At 57.1% G+C, this 17,716-nt stretch carries 16 protein-coding genes and 1 pseudogene; 10 read left to right on the forward strand and 7 right to left on the reverse strand.

Annotation, left to right across the window (positions count from 1 at the left end):
* Positions 1–407: 407 nt before the first annotated feature.
* Genes ACLEJW_RS07565 through ACLEJW_RS07580 form a run of 4 tightly spaced genes read left to right on the forward strand, consistent with a single transcriptional unit; the run spans position 408 to position 6,623 of the window.
* A complete protein-coding gene (locus ACLEJW_RS07565) occupies positions 408–1,661 on the forward strand; it encodes a TolC family protein (protein WP_011953089.1) in 1,254 nt (417 codons plus the stop codon).
* Positions 1,658–3,124 (forward strand): efflux RND transporter periplasmic adaptor subunit, encoded by a 1,467-nt coding sequence (locus ACLEJW_RS07570; RefSeq protein ID WP_011953090.1) that lies wholly within the window; start codon positions 1,658–1,660, stop codon positions 3,122–3,124. Before ACLEJW_RS07565 ends, ACLEJW_RS07570 begins: the two co-directional genes overlap by 4 nt.
* Positions 3,121–6,279, forward strand: coding sequence for an efflux RND transporter permease subunit (locus ACLEJW_RS07575; RefSeq protein WP_011953091.1), 3,159 nt, complete (start codon positions 3,121–3,123; stop codon positions 6,277–6,279). Before ACLEJW_RS07570 ends, ACLEJW_RS07575 begins: the two co-directional genes overlap by 4 nt.
* Positions 6,276–6,623, forward strand: coding sequence for a copper-binding protein (locus ACLEJW_RS07580; RefSeq protein ID WP_011953092.1), 348 nt, complete (start codon positions 6,276–6,278; stop codon positions 6,621–6,623). The genes ACLEJW_RS07575 and ACLEJW_RS07580 overlap by 4 nt, the downstream gene beginning before the upstream one ends.
* Before the next feature lie 414 nt (positions 6,624–7,037).
* Here ACLEJW_RS07580 and ACLEJW_RS07585 read toward each other — a convergent pair whose 3' ends face one another.
* The 7 genes from ACLEJW_RS07585 to ACLEJW_RS07615 form a co-directional block, all read right to left on the reverse strand.
* Positions 7,038–7,697 (reverse strand): methyltransferase family protein, encoded by a 660-nt coding sequence (locus ACLEJW_RS07585; RefSeq protein WP_011953093.1) that lies wholly within the window; start codon positions 7,695–7,697, stop codon positions 7,038–7,040.
* Complete coding sequence (locus tag ACLEJW_RS07590) at positions 7,694–7,969, reverse strand: DUF2933 domain-containing protein (RefSeq protein ID WP_011953094.1); 276 nt, start codon at positions 7,967–7,969, stop codon at positions 7,694–7,696. Before ACLEJW_RS07590 ends, ACLEJW_RS07585 begins: the two co-directional genes overlap by 4 nt.
* 25 nt (positions 7,970–7,994) lie before the next feature.
* Entirely contained in the window at positions 7,995–8,450 is a 456-nt protein-coding gene (locus tag ACLEJW_RS07595) for a hypothetical protein (RefSeq protein ID WP_011953095.1), read from the reverse strand.
* 138 nt (positions 8,451–8,588) lie between these two features.
* Entirely contained in the window at positions 8,589–9,611 is a 1,023-nt protein-coding gene (locus ACLEJW_RS07600; RefSeq protein ID WP_047932759.1) for a YVTN family beta-propeller repeat protein, read from the reverse strand.
* 265 nt (positions 9,612–9,876) lie between these two features.
* The gene (locus tag ACLEJW_RS07605) at positions 9,877–10,077 is read right to left on the reverse strand and encodes a heavy-metal-associated domain-containing protein (protein ID WP_440777305.1); all 201 of its coding nucleotides are present in this window, start codon (positions 10,075–10,077) and stop codon (positions 9,877–9,879) included.
* A 337-nt stretch (positions 10,078–10,414) separates the two neighbouring features.
* Entirely contained in the window at positions 10,415–12,937 is a 2,523-nt protein-coding gene (locus ACLEJW_RS07610; RefSeq protein WP_137108948.1) for a heavy metal translocating P-type ATPase, read from the reverse strand.
* 43 nt (positions 12,938–12,980) lie between these two features.
* On the reverse strand, positions 12,981–13,139 hold the full coding sequence (locus tag ACLEJW_RS07615) for a hypothetical protein (RefSeq protein ID WP_011953098.1): 159 nt from the start codon (positions 13,137–13,139) through the stop codon (positions 12,981–12,983).
* Between the two features lie 47 nt (positions 13,140–13,186).
* On the opposite strand from ACLEJW_RS07615, the pseudogene ACLEJW_RS07620 reads away from it, so the two are divergent.
* The 6 genes and pseudogenes from ACLEJW_RS07620 to ACLEJW_RS07645 all read left to right on the forward strand — a co-directional run.
* Positions 13,187–13,522, forward strand: a pseudogene (locus ACLEJW_RS07620) (helix-turn-helix transcriptional regulator); the annotation flags it as partial.
* Between the two features lie 423 nt (positions 13,523–13,945).
* Entirely contained in the window at positions 13,946–14,965 is a 1,020-nt protein-coding gene (locus ACLEJW_RS07625) for an ATP-binding protein (protein WP_015268415.1), read from the forward strand.
* A gap of 174 nt (positions 14,966–15,139) precedes the next feature.
* On the forward strand, positions 15,140–15,394 hold the full coding sequence (locus tag ACLEJW_RS07630) for an STAS-like domain-containing protein (protein WP_128337688.1): 255 nt from the start codon (positions 15,140–15,142) through the stop codon (positions 15,392–15,394).
* Positions 15,395–15,811: 417 nt separating this feature from the next.
* Positions 15,812–16,045: a hypothetical protein gene (locus ACLEJW_RS07635; protein WP_156867445.1), complete on the forward strand. Its 234-nt coding sequence runs from the start codon at positions 15,812–15,814 to the stop codon at positions 16,043–16,045.
* 310 nt (positions 16,046–16,355) lie between these two features.
* Positions 16,356–17,279 (forward strand): hypothetical protein, encoded by a 924-nt coding sequence (locus ACLEJW_RS07640; RefSeq protein ID WP_011953102.1) that lies wholly within the window; start codon positions 16,356–16,358, stop codon positions 17,277–17,279.
* 220 nt (positions 17,280–17,499) lie between these two features.
* Positions 17,500–17,709, forward strand: coding sequence for a hypothetical protein (locus ACLEJW_RS07645; RefSeq protein WP_015268418.1), 210 nt, complete (start codon positions 17,500–17,502; stop codon positions 17,707–17,709).
* Positions 17,710–17,716 lie beyond the last annotated feature (7 nt).

Consider the following 17,716-nt stretch of genomic DNA (forward strand, 5'->3'; position numbering starts at 1 on the left):
ATCCTGCTTCTAATCGCATCGCTTCCTCTCAACGGCATGGCGGGAGTCGACTCAGCCATTGAACCATGCCCCATGCAAACCATGGGGATGGAGATGATGGCGGGGATGGATCACGATTGTTGCCAGGATACTGATCCAGGATCAGCTGCCGACCACTCCAAAGCCTGCAAAGTGGGCCAGGAGTGTAGAACCGCGAGCACAGTTCAGGTCGAAATAATTAACCCCACGCTCACCTATTCTGCGCCTAGGCCAGTAGATACCTATGCGGTGAGCCTCGTAAACAGGGCGCCTCCTGACCCTTGGCGGCCACCCCGCGCCTGATTACCTCTTAAATTCACCCCATCGTCCTGTTTTGCAGCCGGATGATGGCATGCGCTTGCGCGCTGATTTTTTGAGGAATCATTTCCATGACTCCCCCACGTTACCGATTAGGGATGGCATGTCTGGCCGCTCTGATCAGCCTGTTGTCGACGTTACCGGCTCAGGCTACACCGTTGTCTCTGGAGGAAGCGCTTCAACTTGCCGAACGCAATGCCCCCATCCTCCAGGCCAGGCAAGAGCAAATGACGGCCGCTCGACACGCTGTGATCCCAGCAGGCGAGCTGCCTGATCCACGTCTCAACCTAGGAGTGCAGAACCTTCCTGTTGACGGCAGTGATCGTTGGAGCATGAACCGCGATTTCATGACGATGCAGGTTGTCGGCCTCTCCCAGGAAGTACCAAACCGGGACAAGCGGGAGGCACGAGTTGAGACGGCACGAGCGAGCGTTGAGCGAGCCGATGCAGAGGCGGTGTTCGAGCGCTTAAAAGTGCGTGCTGCCACAGCCCAAGCTTGGGTCGCGGCGTACACCGTTCAACGGAAACTGCAGCAGTTTGAGGACTTCTACAAAGAAAACCGTCTGTTGGCCGCAGCAATCCGCGCACGCCTGGCCGGCGGTACCGGCGCGACGGCCGACGCACTTGCTCCTGACCAGGAAGCTGCGCAACTCGATGAGCAAAAAGATGTTCTGCTCACACAGGCCGCTCAGGCACGGGCTGCACTCAAGCGATGGATTGGAGAGGATGCTGATCCGCAAGCTCAAGCATTTCCGCGCTGGCCAGTGAGCGCGCCGGACTATCTACACGCTATACATGCACATCCAGAATTGGCGACCTACAACGCCCTTACGCGGGAAGCACAAGCTCAAGTGCACCAAGCCTTGGCAGAAAAGAAGTCGGACTGGGGGTGGCAGGTGGATTACCAGCGGCGCGGGCCTGAATTCAGCAATATGGTGAGCCTGCAGGTAAGTTTCCAACTGCCCTTGTTCGCTGGCTCACGGCAGGACCCGATGATCGCGGCACGTCGCGCACAAGTCCGGCAACTGGAGGACGAACAGGAAGCGGCATTGCGTGAGCATAAAGCGCAGCTGGAGACAGATCTTGCGGATTACCAGCGATTGCAGCGAGCAGTGCAGCGCAGCCGTGAAACATTGTTACCGCTAGCGGAGGATCGAGTCCGCCTCGCCCTTGCTGACTATCGAGCCGGTAAATCACCCTTAAGTGAGGTTCTCACCGCTCGACGTCAGCGGGTTGAAACACGACTGCAAGACATCGATCTGCAAGGACAGTTGGCCGCGACAGCTGCACGGCTGCACTTCGCGTATGGAGAGGTGCGCGCATGAGAAATTCAACTATCAGCCTTGTGGTATTGGCCGCGTTGGCTATCGGCGGTGGCGTTGGCTATCAGCTAGCAAAGCGTGGGCAGGTGTCCACTGCCTCCCCTGAAACGCTACAGAAGGTGCTGTATTGGTATGACCCGATGTACCCCCAGCAGCACTTTCCAGCACCGGGCAAGTCGCCCTTCATGGACATGCCACTGGTGCCGAAGTACCAGGAAAGCACCGCTGCTGAGGTGAGCCCCGCAGTTCAAGTTTCACAGGGGCTCCAACAAAACCTGGGGGTCCGTCTGGCTACCGTAGCGAAAGGGCAGCTTGCTCGAACCCTCCAGGTGAGCGGCGTGCTTACCTTCGATGAGCGGGATTTTAGCGTTCTGCAGGCTCGTACCGGTGGCTACGTCGAACGCACCTATGGCCGCGCTACAGGCGACGTGGTTGCCAAGGGCGCCCCATTGGCAGATGTGTTGACGCCTGAATGGGCGGGCTTGCAGGAAGAGTACCTGGCGCTTCAGCGATCTGGGGACAATGAATTGCGCGCTGCAGCTCGGCAACGACTACTGCTGGCGGGTATGCCTGCCGATCTTATCAACCGGATTGACCGTACGGGAAGGGTCCAGAATTCGGTAACGCTCTTGGCCCCAACAGCAGGCGTCCTTCAGGCTCTGGAATTGCGGCCAGGCATGACAATGACACCGGGTGCAACGTTGGCGAAGATCAATGGTATCGCGAACGTCTGGCTTGAGGCCGCAGTACCTGAAGCGCAAGCCCAAGGCCTACAGGAAGGACAGGCAGTGCAGGCGAATCTGGCAGCGTTCCCAGGCGAACCTGTTCCCGGCAAGCTGACCGCATTGCTGGCTGATGCGGATCTGCAAAGCCGCACCTTGCGGCTTCGTATAGAACTGCCCAACCCCGGCGGCCGGTTGCGCCCAGGCATGACCGCGCAGGTTTCCCTCCATCCGTCCGGGCAACAGGATGACAGCCTACTGGTGCCAGCCGAGGCGATCATTCGGACGGGGAAACGCGATCTCGTAATGGTGTCAGAAGACGGAGGTCGATTCCGGCCGGTGGAAGTAGTGCTCGGCCAGGAAAGTGCTGGCCAGGTGGTCGTGCTGCGAGGCCTTCAGGCGGGCCAGCGCGTTGTGGCGTCCGGGCAGTTTCTGCTGGACTCCGAAGCGAGCTTGAAAGGTATCGAGGCCGTTACTGCTGGCGATGCTCCACTTGCGCAACCTGTACAGCCGGCTCTACATCAGGCCAATGGGCGCATCGTTCAAATAGAAGGTAATCAGCTGACCATCGCTCATGGACCGTTCGTGACGCTGGGCATGCCTGGTATGACGATGACTTTCCCTGTGGCAGATCCCCGCTTGATTGCCGGACTCAAGGTTGGCGAACGCATCCGGTTTGGAGTGCGCGAGCGCGATGAAGGCATGGTCATCGAGCAAATAACCCAGCAGGAGAACCAGCCATGATCGCGAACCTGATTCGTTGGTCGGTTGGCAACCGCGTCCTGGTCCTGCTGGCAACACTGTTTGCCGTAGCTTGGGGCGTTTTCTCTCTGCGCAGTTTGCCGATCGACGCGTTGCCTGACCTGTCAGATGTGCAGGTGATTATCCGCACCTCCTACCCAGGGCAGGCACCGCAGATCGTGGAAAATCAGGTGACATATCCCCTGACCACCACAATGCTTTCCGTACCCGGAGCCAAGACAGTGCGGGGCTTTTCAGCATTTGGAGACAGCTTCGTATATGTGTTGTTTGAGGACGGCACAGATCTCTATTGGGCGCGGTCCAGGGTGCTCGAATACCTAAGCCAGGTTCAGTCTCGATTACCGGCGTCCGCTAAGCCAGTGCTCGGACCCGATGCCACTGGTGTAGGCTGGATCTACCAGTATGCGCTGGTGGACCGCAGTGGTACCCATGACCTGGCACAGCTGCGCAGCCTTCAGGACTGGTTCCTGCGCTTCGAGTTGAAAACTCTTCCGGACGTTGCCGAAGTGGCGACGATAGGCGGGATGGTCAAGCAGTACCAGGTAGTGCTCGATCCGCTGCGCATGGCCAGCTTGGGAATCACTCAAGTTGAGGTTTCGGACGCCATCGCCAAGGCCAATCAGGAAACCGGTGGCGGCGTGCTCGAACAAGGCGAAGCTGAGTTCATGGTAAGGGCTTCCGGCTATCTGAAGTCACTCGATGATTTCCGAGCCATTCCCCTGCGCCTGGCTGCGAAGGGTATACCCGTAACACTGGGCGATGTAGCCACTGTACAGCTGGGCCCTGAGGCACGTCGCGGCATCGGCGAGCTTGATGGACAGGGCGAAGCGGTGGGCGGCGTAGTAATTCTGCGCAGTGGCAAGAATGCGAAAGATGCCATCGCTCACGTCAAATCCAAGCTTGAATCGCTGGAAAAAAGCCTGCCTGCCGGGGTCGAGCTGGTCACTACCTACGACCGTAGCCAGTTGATCGATCGTGCTGTGGAAAATCTGAGCCAGAAGCTGATTGAAGAGTTCATCGTGGTCGCACTGGTGTGCGCTGCATTTCTTTGGCATCTGCGCTCATCGTTGGTCGCCATCGTCTCGCTTCCGGTTGGTGTCCTCATTGCCCTGATCGTCATGCGCCACCAGGGCATCAACGCCAACATCATGTCGCTTGGGGGCATAGCCATTGCAATCGGTGCGATGGTGGACGCCGCTGTGGTGATGATTGAGAACGCGCACAAACGGGTTGAGGCTTGGCATACGTGGCACCCTGGAAAGTCGTTGCGTGGCGAAGATCATTGGAAAGTGATGACTGAGGCAGCAGTCGAGGTCGGGCCTGCGCTGTTCTTCAGCCTCATGATCATTACGCTGTCCTTCATACCGGTATTCACCTTGCAGGCTCAGGAGGGAAGGCTGTTTGCGCCCCTCGCATTCACCAAGACTTATGCAATGGCAGCAGCAGCGGGCCTTTCGGTTACCCTGGTACCCGTGCTGATGGGGTACTGGATTCGGGGTCGTTTACCGGCAGAAGAGCGCAACCCACTCAATCGAACCCTGATACGGCTCTATCGCCCAGCATTGGAGATCGTTCTACGCCGGCCAAAGCTCACGTTGGCGGGTGCACTGTTGATTTTGCTCAGCAGTGTCTGGCCCCTGAGCCAGCTCGGCGGCGAATTCTTGCCGCCACTGGATGAAGGCGATTTGCTGTACATGCCGACTGCCCTGCCAGGTCTTTCGGCGCAGAAAGCCTCTGAGCTTTTGCAACGTACGGACCGGCTGATCCGAACGGTACCGGAGGTCGCCAGTGTCTTCGGTAAAGCGGGCCGGGCTGAATCAGCGACCGACCCGGCCCCGCTGGAGATGTTCGAGACGACTGTCCGACTTAAACCGAAGGATCAGTGGCGAGCAGGGATGACCACTGAGAAGCTGATCGAAGAGCTGGACCGTACCGTGCAGGTACCTGGGCTAACCAATATCTGGATCCCACCGATTCGAAACCGTATCGACATGCTCGCAACCGGTATCAAAAGCCCGATCGGCGTAAAGGTTGCCGGCAGCAATTTGAATGAGATCGACCGGGTGACTCTGGCTATCGAGAAGGTGGCCAAAACGGTTCCAGGGGTGACTTCCGCCCTCGCCGAGCGATTAACCGGTGGACGCTACATCGATCTGGATATCGACCGCCAATTCGCAGCGCGTTACGGCCTGAACATTGCTGATGTCCAAGCGATTGTTGCCGGCGCCGTTGGGGGCGAAAACATCGGCGAAACCGTAGAAGGCCTGGCGCGATATCCCATCAGTGTTCGGTACCCACGGGAGTGGCGTGACTCTGTTGATGCCCTGCGGCAGCTACCGATTTACACCAGCCAAGGGGGGCGAATCACACTGGGAACCGTGGCACGGGTGCGTATTGCGGACGGTCCACCCATGCTCAAGAGTGAAAACGCGCGCCCCTCGGGCTGGGTGTATATCGACGTGCGGAGACGGGACCTGTCCTCCGTCGTTGCCGACCTGCGCCGGCTAGTCGATCAGCAGGTGAAGCTCGATCCTGGCATAAGCTTGAGCTATTCCGGGCAGTTCGAATACCTGGAGCGCGCCAATGCGCGCTTAGCATGGGTAGTACCGGCGACGCTGGCCATTATTTTCGTCCTTCTCTACCTCACGTTTGGCCGCCTCGGTGAAGCGCTGCTGATCATGGCTACCTTGCCATTTGCGCTAACCGGCGGCGTATGGCTGCTGTACATGATGGGCTACAACCTGTCGGTGGCCACGGGTGTCGGTTTTATCGCCTTGGCTGGGGTCGCAGCAGAGTTTGGAGTCATCATGCTGATCTACCTCAACAATGCCTGGACTGAACGAAACGGCAACGGTACGCAGGGGCAACCTGCGCTTCTGGATGCTATCCGCGAAGGGGCCGTGCAGCGCATCCGCCCCAAAGCCATGACCGTAGCAGTGATCGTCGCAGGCTTGATGCCAATCCTCTGGAGTAGCGGTACCGGCAGCGAAGTCATGAGCCGGATCGCTGTACCCATGGTCGGCGGCATGCTCACCGCGCCTTTGCTCTCACTATTTGTAATCCCTGCGGCTTACTGGCTCGTCAGGCGCCGCGGACTCGCTGTACACGATAACCCCCAAACAGGAGTAACCCGATGAAGAAGCTACTGATCAGCGCTGGCCTGGTGTTCGCCGTTGCGGCGGCGGTGCAGGCCCAAGACATGTATGGCACGGATATGAAGAATATGCCCATGGAAGGCAACGAGACCCAAGGCAGCCAGGCGGCTCCGACTGCATCGGCTGAGGGAACCATCAAAGCTTTGGAACCAGGTAAAGTTACCTTGGCGCATGGACCAGTATCAGCCCTGAAATGGCCGGCAATGACCATGGGCTTCAGCGCTACCGAGCAGCAACTCAAGGGACTCAAGGTAGGCGACAAGGTCAGCTTCGATTTCCGAATGAATGGGGGCACAGCGACGATCGTAGGCATTCGCAAGCAGTGACGGATTGACTTCTAACCCTGCCTATTAGAGCTGATAGGCAGGGTCATTTAGCCAAACTTTGGAAAAAGTGCTGCCGCAATTCCTGACCGCGCCGCCTTCAGCTCTGTGCCTCGGGACGCTAGTTGGTCTTTGCGCTCTGTAGCCGGGATGCATTCAGATCAGAGTAGTAGCTGACGTTTGAGCAGAGATCTTCGTGCATCACGATCTATATGGGTCGAAAGCGGACAGGGCATCGCAAAGTCATCCAACTGCCTGAGTTATCCGAACGCCAACAAGGATTCCACCGAGCTTGTCGACAAGAAAACCCGCGACAACTCAGAGTGTTATCCGAGCAAACAGACTTTGGATACCCTATTCCCGCTAGAAACACTGCCGCTGAAACCCTCCTGGCATGTAGCTCCTTCGTCCTACGCTTCAGCCTCTATGACCCCCACCCAACCTTTCGCGCAGGTGCGGAACGAACCTAGGCGTAACGCGGGTATAAGCTTCGTAGGCAGCGCCAAACTGCTTGTGCATTTCCCGCTCTTCGGAAACCGCCAAACGCCCGTACATCACCAGCAACACCGGGAACATTGCCAGCGTCAGCAGCGTCGGCCACTGAAGGAGAAAGCCCAGAAGAATCAGCACAAATGCCACGTACTGCGGATGTCTGATCCAGCCATAGGGCCCGACCGTTGCAAGTGAACGGCGGCGTTGCGCGTGATATAGCACGTTCCAGGCGGCAGAAAGCAAATAGAAGCCGAAACCCAGGAATAGGTAACTGGCAATGTGCAAAACACTGAAGTGTGGGTTGCCCTGGTCACCGAGCAACGTCGACCACAGATGGCCGGATTCGTGGGAAAGCAGATCGAGGTTGGGGAACCTGGCCTGCAACCAGCCTGACAACAGATAGATCGTCAGGGGGAAGCCATACATTTCCACAAACAGGGCAACGATGAAGGCCGAGAATGCACCGAAGCTCCTCCAGTCTCTCGCCGTTGCCGGCTTGAAGAAACTGAAGGCAAACATGATGAAGATCGCGGAGTTGATGAAAACCAGCGACCAGAGGCCATACGCGCTTTCACCATGATTCATGATGGATCTCCCGGCTTATGGATATCAGCCTTATCGGAGGGGGCCGGTTTGCTCTGGCCCTGGTGATGGTGTCCCCCATGTCCTCGATGCATGAAGACATGCATCAGCGGACAGGCGAGCAACAACAGATAAGGCAGGGCTCCAACGACATGGGCAAGGTGCTCGGTGAGCAGGAAGTAGACGGCGATCCCACCGATTACCACCAGGCCGATTGCATAGCGTGAACGCCAGAAACTGTGTGGTGAGCCGTTTTCATCGAAGTGAGGGTTCATAGCGACTCCTGGGAAAGGAGATGGGTTACTTCGATGCAGCAGATGGCATGCGGTCCATCATCATCTGCATCATCGACTCCATCATGTCCATGCGCTTTTCCATCATCTGGTGGCGGGCGGCCATATCCCCGCCCATGCCGCCATGCATGCCCCCCATTTCAGGCATGCCACCCTCCATGGACTTCATCATGGCCATGCCATTTTTCATCAGCGCCATATGCTCGGCCATCAACGCCTGACGGGCTTCCGGCGTTTTGGCTGCAGCCATCTTTTCGTGCATGGCTTGCATGGCCTTCATTTGCTGGTCCATCGCCGCCATTTGCCCTTTGTCCATTGGCTGAGAAGGCGTCTTCTCGGTAGCCGCCGCGCTTGGCGCATCGGCCGGGTGATGTGTCGAGTGTTCATCGGTGTTTTGCGCCATGGCGCCCACGGACGCTGCGGCCAAACAAAGTCCGATCAGTAAATTTCGAACGTTGTTCATCATCATCTCCTTAGCACTGTTTTAAAGCCGGATGCCTTGGTCTGGGCGCTAGGCCTCACCTGGCACGACAAGCAAATTACTGCGCCGGCGTGAATGCTCATTTTTCGCGTCGTGCTCGGGTTGTACACCGACGGGCTATTATTGGGCACTCGGCGGCTCGAAGCTGATCCCGTTTGGCCCGGCGCCAACCTTATGGGTAGCAACGACCTTTCGGCTGCTCGTATCGATGACAGATACGGTGCCCGCTTCAATATTGCTGACAAACACATAAGCGCCGTCGCTGCTGATGGCCACACCATGGGCACCCTTGCCGGTGGTCACGGTGCCCAGGCTGCTACGCGTCTGGAGATCTACGATGGAGACTCGGTCGTCCGGATTCTGGCCACTGCCCTGATTCGCGACATAGACCTGGCGACCGTCAACGGTGGCCATCATCTGGATTGGCGTGCGGCCGACATCAACCTTGCTGATCACCTTGCGTCTGGCCGTGTCGATGATGCCAAGCTGATTTGTCGCACTGAGCGAGACGAATGCCAGGCGACCGTCAGGGGCAAAGCCGACCTGGACAGGGCCTTTGCCCACGGGAATCTGCGCGGTTTCTTTGAGTGTGACGACATCGATAAGCGATACGCTGTCGCTCTTCATGTTCGCGATATAGAGTGTCCGGCCATCAGGGCTCAAGCGCAGCCCATGGGGATAACGCCCAGTTGGAATACCGGGCAACTCGATTCGCTGCTCAAGGTCAAATACTCGCACCTGGTTGGCAGCGGAATCGGTCACAAAAGCTCGCAGCCCGGTGACGTCGGTGACCACATGAGCCGGGTGATCGCCTGCCGGGAAGCTGAACGGTGGCCTGTCCAGCGCGCTGGTACTGAACACCAGCAACTGCCCACCGGGCTTTTCACCGCTCGAATGCCCCGCATGTCCAGCCACTCCAACAACCAGAAGCAAGCTGCCGTCGGGCGAAACCTGTAGGTTGTGGGGTGCGATCGGCAAGGCGACCGTGCTCACATCACCTGTCGCAAGATTTACCTGGCTAATGGAAGCGGACCGTTCATTGGCCGTGTAGACGTTACCCGTAGGGTTTGCCATGACCAGCCCCAGAGGGATGAGCAGGAATATCCCCAAGGCCATAGAACTAAACCGCTTGGCAGTCATCATTGTGAATGAGCTCCAACGAGGGGCCGGGGTATGTGAGCCAGGCTGGCCTATACATTTACTCAAGATAAACACCAATCGCGAAGCATTTTCTTGATCAGCGTCAACGTCCACAGCTTGACTCGGCACTGGGTGATCGAAGGCCGTCCATTTCTTGGGGAGTATTGCTGGCTATCCCGACCCGGAGTCAGTCGACATCAGGCTGTATATGAAGAAACCGCGCCATGAAACATGGCACGGCGGCTTGCCATCTGAGCGGTAACGAGACTTAGCGACTGACTTTGGTTGGGTAACCAAGCGCCTGGACCAGTGCACCGACGCGTTCCGCCTCGATGTTGCTTTGGACACTCACTGTACCGGCAGCACGATCAACGATCACCTTCGCGTCGCCATCGGCAGCCTGGATGGCCTCGGTGATCTTGTTGACACAACTGCCACATCCCATACCGGAAACTTCCAAAACGAACATAGCGGGCCTCTCATGCTGGTACGGCTTTTCTCGCCGCATTTACAGCTTCAACCTTGACACGATGACAAGGTCAAGGCCCGGTCAAAGGATTTATCTTCGCCCTGAAATCTTGTCCAACTCCTCTGGCGGCGGCCCCTGCTGCATCACAATTGTCCCTTACGATCTTGGCAGAAGATGGCGGACGTCGCAGTTGCCCGATGTCCTCCATCAGGACCAGATTGGCGCCGAACTCGCGGACATACCCGCTAAGGCCAAAGCCCTAGACAGTCAGTCATATGGATCAGGCGTTGAAACGCTGATGGCGGAACTTCCTCTCATAGGTTGCGGTGTGCCCATTTCAGTCTGTGACTACGCGCTTCAGCCGCAGTGCGTTGAATACCACGGAAGCCGAACTTACGCTCATGGCCAATGCCGCAATCATCGGTGACAATAGATGGCCGGTAAGCGGGTAGAACAAACCTGCCGCCAGCGGTATGCCCATAGCGTTGTAGAAGAATGCGAAGCCCAAGTTTTGACGCATGTTCTTCACCGTGGCCACGGATAGTGTTCTGGCCCGCAGGATGCCCATCAGGTCGCCCTTGACCAGCGTCAACTGGGAGCTGTTCATGGCAACATCGGTGCCAGTTCCCATGGCGATCCCGACATCAGCCCGGGCCAGCGCAGGGGCATCGTTGATCCCATCTCCTGCCATGGCAACCCGGCGCTTATCGCCCTGCAGGAGCGCCACCAGTTGCTCCTTGTCCTCGGGTTTCACTTCTCCGTGGACTTCCTCGATGCCGAGTTGTTTCGCGACCGCACGTGCCGTAGTCAGGCCGTCGCCGGTGGCCATGATGACCTTCACATCTTCTGCCTGTAGCCGGGTTACCGCCTCCTTGGAGGTGGGTTTGACCGGATCGGACACCGCTAGCAGGCCAGCGAGCACGCCATCGACGGCCAAGTACATGATACTCATGCCTTCCAGACGCAGCTGCTCGGCGCGGTCTCGCAACGGACTGGTGTCGAGGCCAGCCTCTTCCATCAAGGTCGTGTTGCCAAGCTGCAGCCGTTTGCCGTTCACCTGGCCACGTACACCGATCCCAGAGCCCGACTCAAACGCCTCTGGCTTGGACAAGCTGTGTCCATGCGCTCGCGCATGATCGACAATCGCATGTGCCAGCGGATGCTCGCTGCCTTGGTCCAGGCTGGCGGCAAGGCGCAAGACTTCGGGTGGCATGAACTGCCCGGTACCGACCACGCTATGAAACACTGGCCGGCCCTCGGTGAGGGTCCCGGTCTTGTCGACGATCAGCGTGTCGATCTTGCAGAGGTTCTCGATAGCACTGGCGTCTCGGAAGAGCACGCCACTGCTGGCAGCCTTCCCGGTAGCGACCATGATCGACATGGGAGTGGCTAGGCCGAGCGCGCAGGGGCAGGCAATGATCAGGACCGCGACCGCATTGATCAGGCCGAAGACCCAGCCAGGCTCCGGTCCGAAAAGCCCCCAGCCGAAGAGCGTGACCAGCGCGACCAGAATCACCCCCATGACGAAATAGCCGGCCACGGTGTCCGCCATCCGCTGCATCGGGGCTTTCGAGCGCTGAGCCCGCGCGACCATCTGCACGATTTGCGAGAGCACTGTCTCGGCGCCGACCTTCTGCGCCGCCATCACAAGGCTGCCGTGGGTATTCAGCGTGGCACCGATGAGTGCATCCCCAGCTTTCTTCATCACTGGCACGGGCTCGCCTGTCAGCATGGATTCATCGATAGCACTTTCGCCTTCCAGGACCACCCCGTCGACCGGCACCTTCTCGCCAGGGCGAACGCGCAGGTGGTCGCCCGTATGCACGTGGGTGAGCGGAATATCTTCCTCCTGACCATCGGCCCCGATGCGACGGGCCGTCTTGGGGGCAAGACCCAGGAGCGACTTGATGGCGGCGGAGGTTTGTGAGCGCGCCTTGAGCTCGAGCATTTGGCCGAGCAACGTTAATGAGATGATGACTGCAGCCGCTTCGAAGTAGACACCGATGCGGCCATCCTGCATGAAAGTCGTCGGGAAAACCTGCGGGAACACTGTGGCCGCAACGCTGTATAGGTACGCCGCAGCCGTTCCCAAACCTATCAGGGTCCACATATTCGGGCTGCGATTACGAATCGATGCGACCCCACGCACGAAAAACGGCCAGCCAGCCCATAGTGTCACGGGAGTGGCCAGAATCAACTCCACCCAATTCTGTGTGGCACCATGCAGCAATTGGAGTTGGTGGGCAGTCATGGCCAACACGGTCACGATGACCGTCAGGGGCAAGGTCCACCAGAAGCGGCGGGAGAAGTCCTTGAGTTCCGGGTTCTCGTCTTCCTCAAGCTCCGGTATTACCGGCTCTAGGGCCATGCCACAGATTGGGCAACTGCCCGGCCCACGCTGGCGGATTTGGGGATGCATCGGGCAAGTGTATTCGGCGTCCGCCGCGTTGCTTGGCTGCGGGGCAGCCGAGTGGAGATGGCCCGCGTGTTCTTGGTCCTGGGGAGGGCTAAGATAATGCACAGGCGCTGCGCGGAATTTCGTCAGGCACTTTTCACTGCAGAAGCGGTATGTCCTTCCCTCGTATAGCTCGAAGTAGCGACTATCCGGTGGCACCGTCATACCGCATACCAAATCGCGCTGACTACCATCCGGTTGCTCATACGGGTGCGAGTGGTCATGGTCATGGTCATGGTCATGCTGGCACGATTCGGTGTGCATGAAGTAGTTCCCTTTGTTGTCCGGTTTGGACGAGTTTTCACCCTTCTGGTGAGAATACCCGCCATGGTTGTGCCCGAAGAGTTGCGTCAGCGGACAGAGCAACAAAATTAAATAACTGTAGTGCCTGTGACAGGTGGCCATAGTGCACGAGCCACATAAAACAGGCCAAATATGGCCAGCATGATCAGTGCAATACCGCCTTTAGTCCGCCAAAAAGGTATTGCCAGATCTGTACCACGGCGATGGGCTCCATCATGATCAACTCCCAAGCTGGGTGGGAAATATCGGCCGCTGCCGTATTGTCCAGCCTAGACAACATCTCCTTGAACAGCTGTGACGCCAATCAATGCTCCTGTAAGCGTGTCGATTATTGTTGTGGTGTAGCGTCATGGCATAGATCATTTCTGGAGGTTGCTGATCCTGCTGCTGCACCAGTGGTTGCCCTTCGACAATGCGCTGGCTGCCTTGTACCCCGGCGAGGGAGTGCCCAAGCCGCTGGAGGAGTACGACGCCGGCTCCCGGTGGGGAACGCCGTCCATGCTTTCCTGCCTGGACGGCCTATACTTGCTCGACCCCTTCTACCAGGCCTGTCAGGAAGGCCTGCCCAGTGGGCTGTAACGCCTGGAGGAGATCGCTTCTGACCAGTTCCGTCAAAGCGAGTACTTCCTCAGTTACTTCCACGCCAACGCATTGGAAGACGAGGTGCAGTTCGTTCTCCAGTTGCCGGCCAAGGTAGCCTTATGCGATCTAACAGCTCAAGCCCCAGACCTGATACATGCGGTGCGGTACAGCGCTGATCGGGTCACTCTTCGCTGTTCCCCTTCCAGCTTTGCCTTTGCCCACAGCAGACGTCGGAGATGAAACTGCTCGGCGGACTCACAAACCTGCTCCAGTGCTCTCGCACAAGGCTTTGATCTGGCCATCTTTGCTTGAATGGCTGACCCGTGGCAGGGCGTTGGCCGTGTTTTCTTCGTGCGTGTTGAGCCCAAGGCGAGCGCGATCCACCATCCACAGGCCGCTACTGCCGCGCGCCAATTCTATGCCGGCACTACTCGTCAAAAAATAGGTGAGTGCTTACCCGGCAGGCAATGGGCTACTATCGAGCCCTATATCTATCCGAAAGGGTTAGCTCCGTTGCCAGGGAATTGCATGCAGGCCATCGATATTGAAAACGCGATCGTTCTTCCTTGGGGGCTTGGCTCAAGATCGCCCCATGACCTGTTTTCTGTGTGCGCAGAAATCATTAACTGCCCTGGTGACATCGTTTTAGACGCTAGCAACCTCTCGTATATCGATCCGTTAGGGATGGCCACGCTGCGAGCGTTGTTTGAAAACCAGTTGGTCCAGAAGCGAGTTTCGATGCAGTTTTTGAGCAGAGACCTGACCTCCTACCTGGCCAGGATGGATTTTTTCAAGGACATTGATGTAGAGGGTGTAGATCTATCGGGGGTAGGACGTCGAAACGACCGAAGCACCTCGTTGGTGGAAATCACCAAAATCAGCGAACACCATCAAGCAGAGGCTGCAGCCTCTCGCCTCGCTAGAGCTATTACGGGAAGGTTGACTCAATCGGACCCGGATGCCCCAGTCGACGAGCACACGGGACGGAATGAGTTTGACTCCTACCGGGGCCCTCTGGAGTATTCGCTCAAGGAGCTATTGGAAAACTCGCTTACTCACGCCCGCAGAGAGGGACGTGGTGACGCCGCCGTTTGGCTGACCTGTCAGTTTTATCCAAAATTGAACCTTGTACGCATGGCCATCGTCGATAATGGGTGTGGGTTTCTCGCGACACTGAGGAATCACCCTGAGCTTCATGACCGCACGCATTTGCACGCGATCGAGGCGGCACTCAAACCGCGAGTGAGCTGCAACCGGGGTGCGATGGCCCAGATCCTGGGTAGCGAGAACCAAGGTATCGGGTTAACAACTACCGCAAAAATTGCAGACGCGGCGGGCGGTGGTTTGATCATCGTGAGCGGCAATGGCATACATGACACAAAGCGTCGGCAGTCTCAGGAGCTGCATGATGCGCTGTGGAATGGTGTATCGATCGCGTTTAGCTGTACCCGTGAGCTGCTGCCCACCATTTCGATCAGTGACTTGCTGCCGAAGGACGATGCAGGACAGGTTGACGACGATCTCGACCTAGATCTGAATTTCCGCTAGCTCTGGCTTTTTGATAGCTCGAGGGCTAGAGTCGATCATGCAAGGAGCGGTAAATGGGAGATTCAGCGTCAACTGAAACTCTCGGGCTGCAAAAAAGGATTATGCAATACAAGGGGTTACGACATGCAAACTCAAATTCGATTAAGTAGGGATAGTTCTATCCGAACGTACGGAATGCGAGCTTCAGCGATCCCCTACCGTACCGAAATCGAACGCTCGCTCAGCAGTGGTGAGAGCGTTGTCATAGATTTCGCTGGGAACGATGTCACTCAGTCCTTCGTCGACGAGTTGATCGGGGCGCTGATTCTGAAGGAGGGTCGCCAGGTGGTATCGCGCCTTGCCTTTGAAAACTGCACCAACGATGTCAAAGGAATCATTAAATTTGTGGTCCATGATCGAGTTCGACAGCTGCAAAAAATGCCCGCGTGACGGATCCGCATTGAATTTAAGGCCCTCAATATTGAGGGCCTTTTCATTGGTGCCAGGCAAAAGATAGCCGTCTTGAGTGGCCCCCATAGCTCGCCCTGAAAAGCGAATGTCAGGGGACACACCGCAGAAAAGCGTTCTGTAGCGGAGGAATACGTGGAAAACGGAGCTTAGGTTTCCTCATTGAGATGTGTAGAAATCCATCGCGACTCACCTATGCAAAGGCTGCGAAAAGCCTGAATCTACTGGGGTATCGTGGCGTGAGATATGTGCAAAAAAATGTGCACAGCATCTGCGGATTGGAGAGCTGGCTTGGCTCCTTAAGTAAAACCATCAAGCTGCAACGGACCTGCAACTCCTGCGGCTTGAAGCAAAGCGGGTAATACCACCCCTGAGCCCTACGAGGTGGTGTTCCGGTTTTTGACCAAACGAGAGCACGCCAGGCGCGCAAATGAGCTGCACGACCAGCTGAATGAAGTGCTCGGGGTGGCCAGAAATCTCAACGATGGGCTGTACTTCGGTGGAGCAGACGTCACGGTGCTACAAGACTTTACCATGCTCGATGCGGAAGACTTCGTGCGGTACAACCTTCACGACTGGCTCAGTGTTGGGGATACCGATGAAGATGAAGAAGGTGCCGATGATGCTGACTGAGCTGCTATCGGCCTCCCCTTTAGGATCTGGGTTTGACCTTAGCTGACCGGCTGCTCTACAAACCAATTGATTTTCTCCGGAGCCGGTGTCACTGTCGCTCCAAGAATAGCCCCCACGCCTCGGGCAGGTCCCAGACCTGTACTGCGCATCAGGGGGTTAGTTGTTTCTAGGGCCCGCCCAGGTCGATCAGGCATGCTTTGGGCTGGCCTCAAACCAGTGGGTGACCACCAAAAGGGTCAGTTAGGCCTACTGCTGCCTATCCTCGCTCGTTACCATCCAGAAACCCTCTATTGATACGGTTTCAGCAAAGATGGATGTCTATAAGCTCCGCATCGAAGACACAGAAAGCAAGATCATCGACAAGGAAGGTTTCGAGGCCGAGACCTTCCGCAGAGATCCGTGGTACCAGCCTGGAAGTGCGGGCAAGCTAGCTCAGTTTGCTGTATGCCCGGCATGCGACAACCCTGTCCAGCTGGTTGGGCTGTATGAGCTACCGCCTAACGTGAAGAACCCATTCGGGAAACATGCTACTAAGAGCATTCGCGGCATCGCTCCATTTGATAGTGAGGCCCGTAACGATTGCCCGTACTTCAAGCCTCGCCAGCATAAGAAAACAGAACGAAAAACCAGGTTTGACGGCGTCCCGCGGAAGATTCTCAAGCTATTGATCGAACAGTTCGATCGCGTGGTTTACATCCTGGAGAAAGAGACCCAACTGGTCCTTTCCGAGAACGCGTTGAGAGGCATGCTGCAGCGTTACAAGGGAGAGCGTGGCTACCTCTATACCGGCGCGACGCTTCGCAATGTGCCATGGATCTTTGCTTACATGTCGGACGCCACCCGCCTGTTTGGCCAGAAGGTCAGTGGAAATGCTGAGCTGGTGAAAGCTATTGCCGCTGAGGTGCCGGGGGCGGAAATCAGCAGCACTGGTCGGCTGGAATCGAAGAAGGTGCCTGGTTCGAAGGCGGCATATTTTGATCTCAAAATGAGTTTCATCCGCCATCGAATCGTCAAAGACAGTGAAGCGTCTGGCTTGGTTGAAAGCATGGAGTTTGTAGTGTCACAGCCTCGCGGAGGTGAGCTTGAGCACATTCACAAGGAAGTCATCAAATTCGATTCGGCTTGGTTCGAATCTCTTATCCGGATGCCGGTTGATCATCCTTATCGCAGAATGGATAGAGTGAAGATGGCCCGGGAGGAACTGGGCGATCTGCTGGAGCTGACTCAGGCCTGAGGAGGCCTGCTGTAAACCACTTTTTTTCACTGTAAACCACAGTGGTTTACAGTGAAAAAAGTGGTTTACAACGTAGCTATGACACGCGCCCTGGCCACTCCCCAGGCCAGCGCGCTCCTCATTGGTTCGTTCAGCCGGACGTCGAACACCTGTGCTGCTCGGGGCCTTGCCACGCCGCGGTGTCCTATAATTCATCTTCAGCTGAGTGGAGCAAAATGTTGTGAAGCGCACATTCATTGGAATGGTCGAGGCTGGTGAGCCACTGATGAGGCAAGCGCTTGAAGCTATCCGACAGGCCCACGAAGCGGAGGCTGCTGGATTGCCAGACCTTGAGGTACAGCGTCTTCACCTATTGGCAGATTCGCTCTATCAGGCGGTCATTGATTTTCAGCTCCTCAAAGCAGGTAAACCACCGTCGACTATCCAGTGAGGACCTG

Source organism: Pseudomonas sp. SMSB3 (genome assembly GCF_052041965.1).
Classification (GTDB): Bacteria; Pseudomonadota; Gammaproteobacteria; order Pseudomonadales; family Pseudomonadaceae; genus Aquipseudomonas.

Excerpts from the sequence above, each read along its gene's own strand:
- ACLEJW_RS07565 (WP_011953089.1), top strand. The coding sequence starts at position 408 with ATGACTCCCCCACGTTACCGATTAGGGATGGCATGTCTGGCCGCTCTG.
- ACLEJW_RS07570 (WP_011953090.1), top strand. The coding sequence starts at position 1,658 with ATGAGAAATTCAACTATCAGCCTTGTGGTATTGGCCGCGTTGGCTATC.
- ACLEJW_RS07575 (WP_011953091.1), top strand. The coding sequence starts at position 3,121 with ATGATCGCGAACCTGATTCGTTGGTCGGTTGGCAACCGCGTCCTGGTC.
- ACLEJW_RS07580 (WP_011953092.1), top strand. The coding sequence starts at position 6,276 with ATGAAGAAGCTACTGATCAGCGCTGGCCTGGTGTTCGCCGTTGCGGCG.
- ACLEJW_RS07585 (WP_011953093.1), bottom strand. The coding sequence starts at position 7,697 with ATGAATCATGGTGAAAGCGCGTATGGCCTCTGGTCGCTGGTTTTCATC.
- ACLEJW_RS07590 (WP_011953094.1), bottom strand. The coding sequence starts at position 7,969 with ATGAACCCTCACTTCGATGAAAACGGCTCACCACACAGTTTCTGGCGT.
- ACLEJW_RS07595 (WP_011953095.1), bottom strand. The coding sequence starts at position 8,450 with ATGAACAACGTTCGAAATTTACTGATCGGACTTTGTTTGGCCGCAGCG.
- ACLEJW_RS07600 (WP_047932759.1), bottom strand. The coding sequence starts at position 9,611 with ATGATGACTGCCAAGCGGTTTAGTTCTATGGCCTTGGGGATATTCCTG.
- ACLEJW_RS07605 (WP_440777305.1), bottom strand. The coding sequence starts at position 10,077 with ATGTTCGTTTTGGAAGTTTCCGGTATGGGATGTGGCAGTTGTGTCAAC.
- ACLEJW_RS07610 (WP_137108948.1), bottom strand. The coding sequence starts at position 12,937 with ATGGCCACCTGTCACAGGCACTACAGTTATTTAATTTTGTTGCTCTGT.
- ACLEJW_RS07625 (WP_015268415.1), top strand. The coding sequence starts at position 13,946 with ATGCAGGCCATCGATATTGAAAACGCGATCGTTCTTCCTTGGGGGCTT.
- ACLEJW_RS07630 (WP_128337688.1), top strand. The coding sequence starts at position 15,140 with ATGCGAGCTTCAGCGATCCCCTACCGTACCGAAATCGAACGCTCGCTC.
- ACLEJW_RS07640 (WP_011953102.1), top strand. The coding sequence starts at position 16,356 with ATGGATGTCTATAAGCTCCGCATCGAAGACACAGAAAGCAAGATCATC.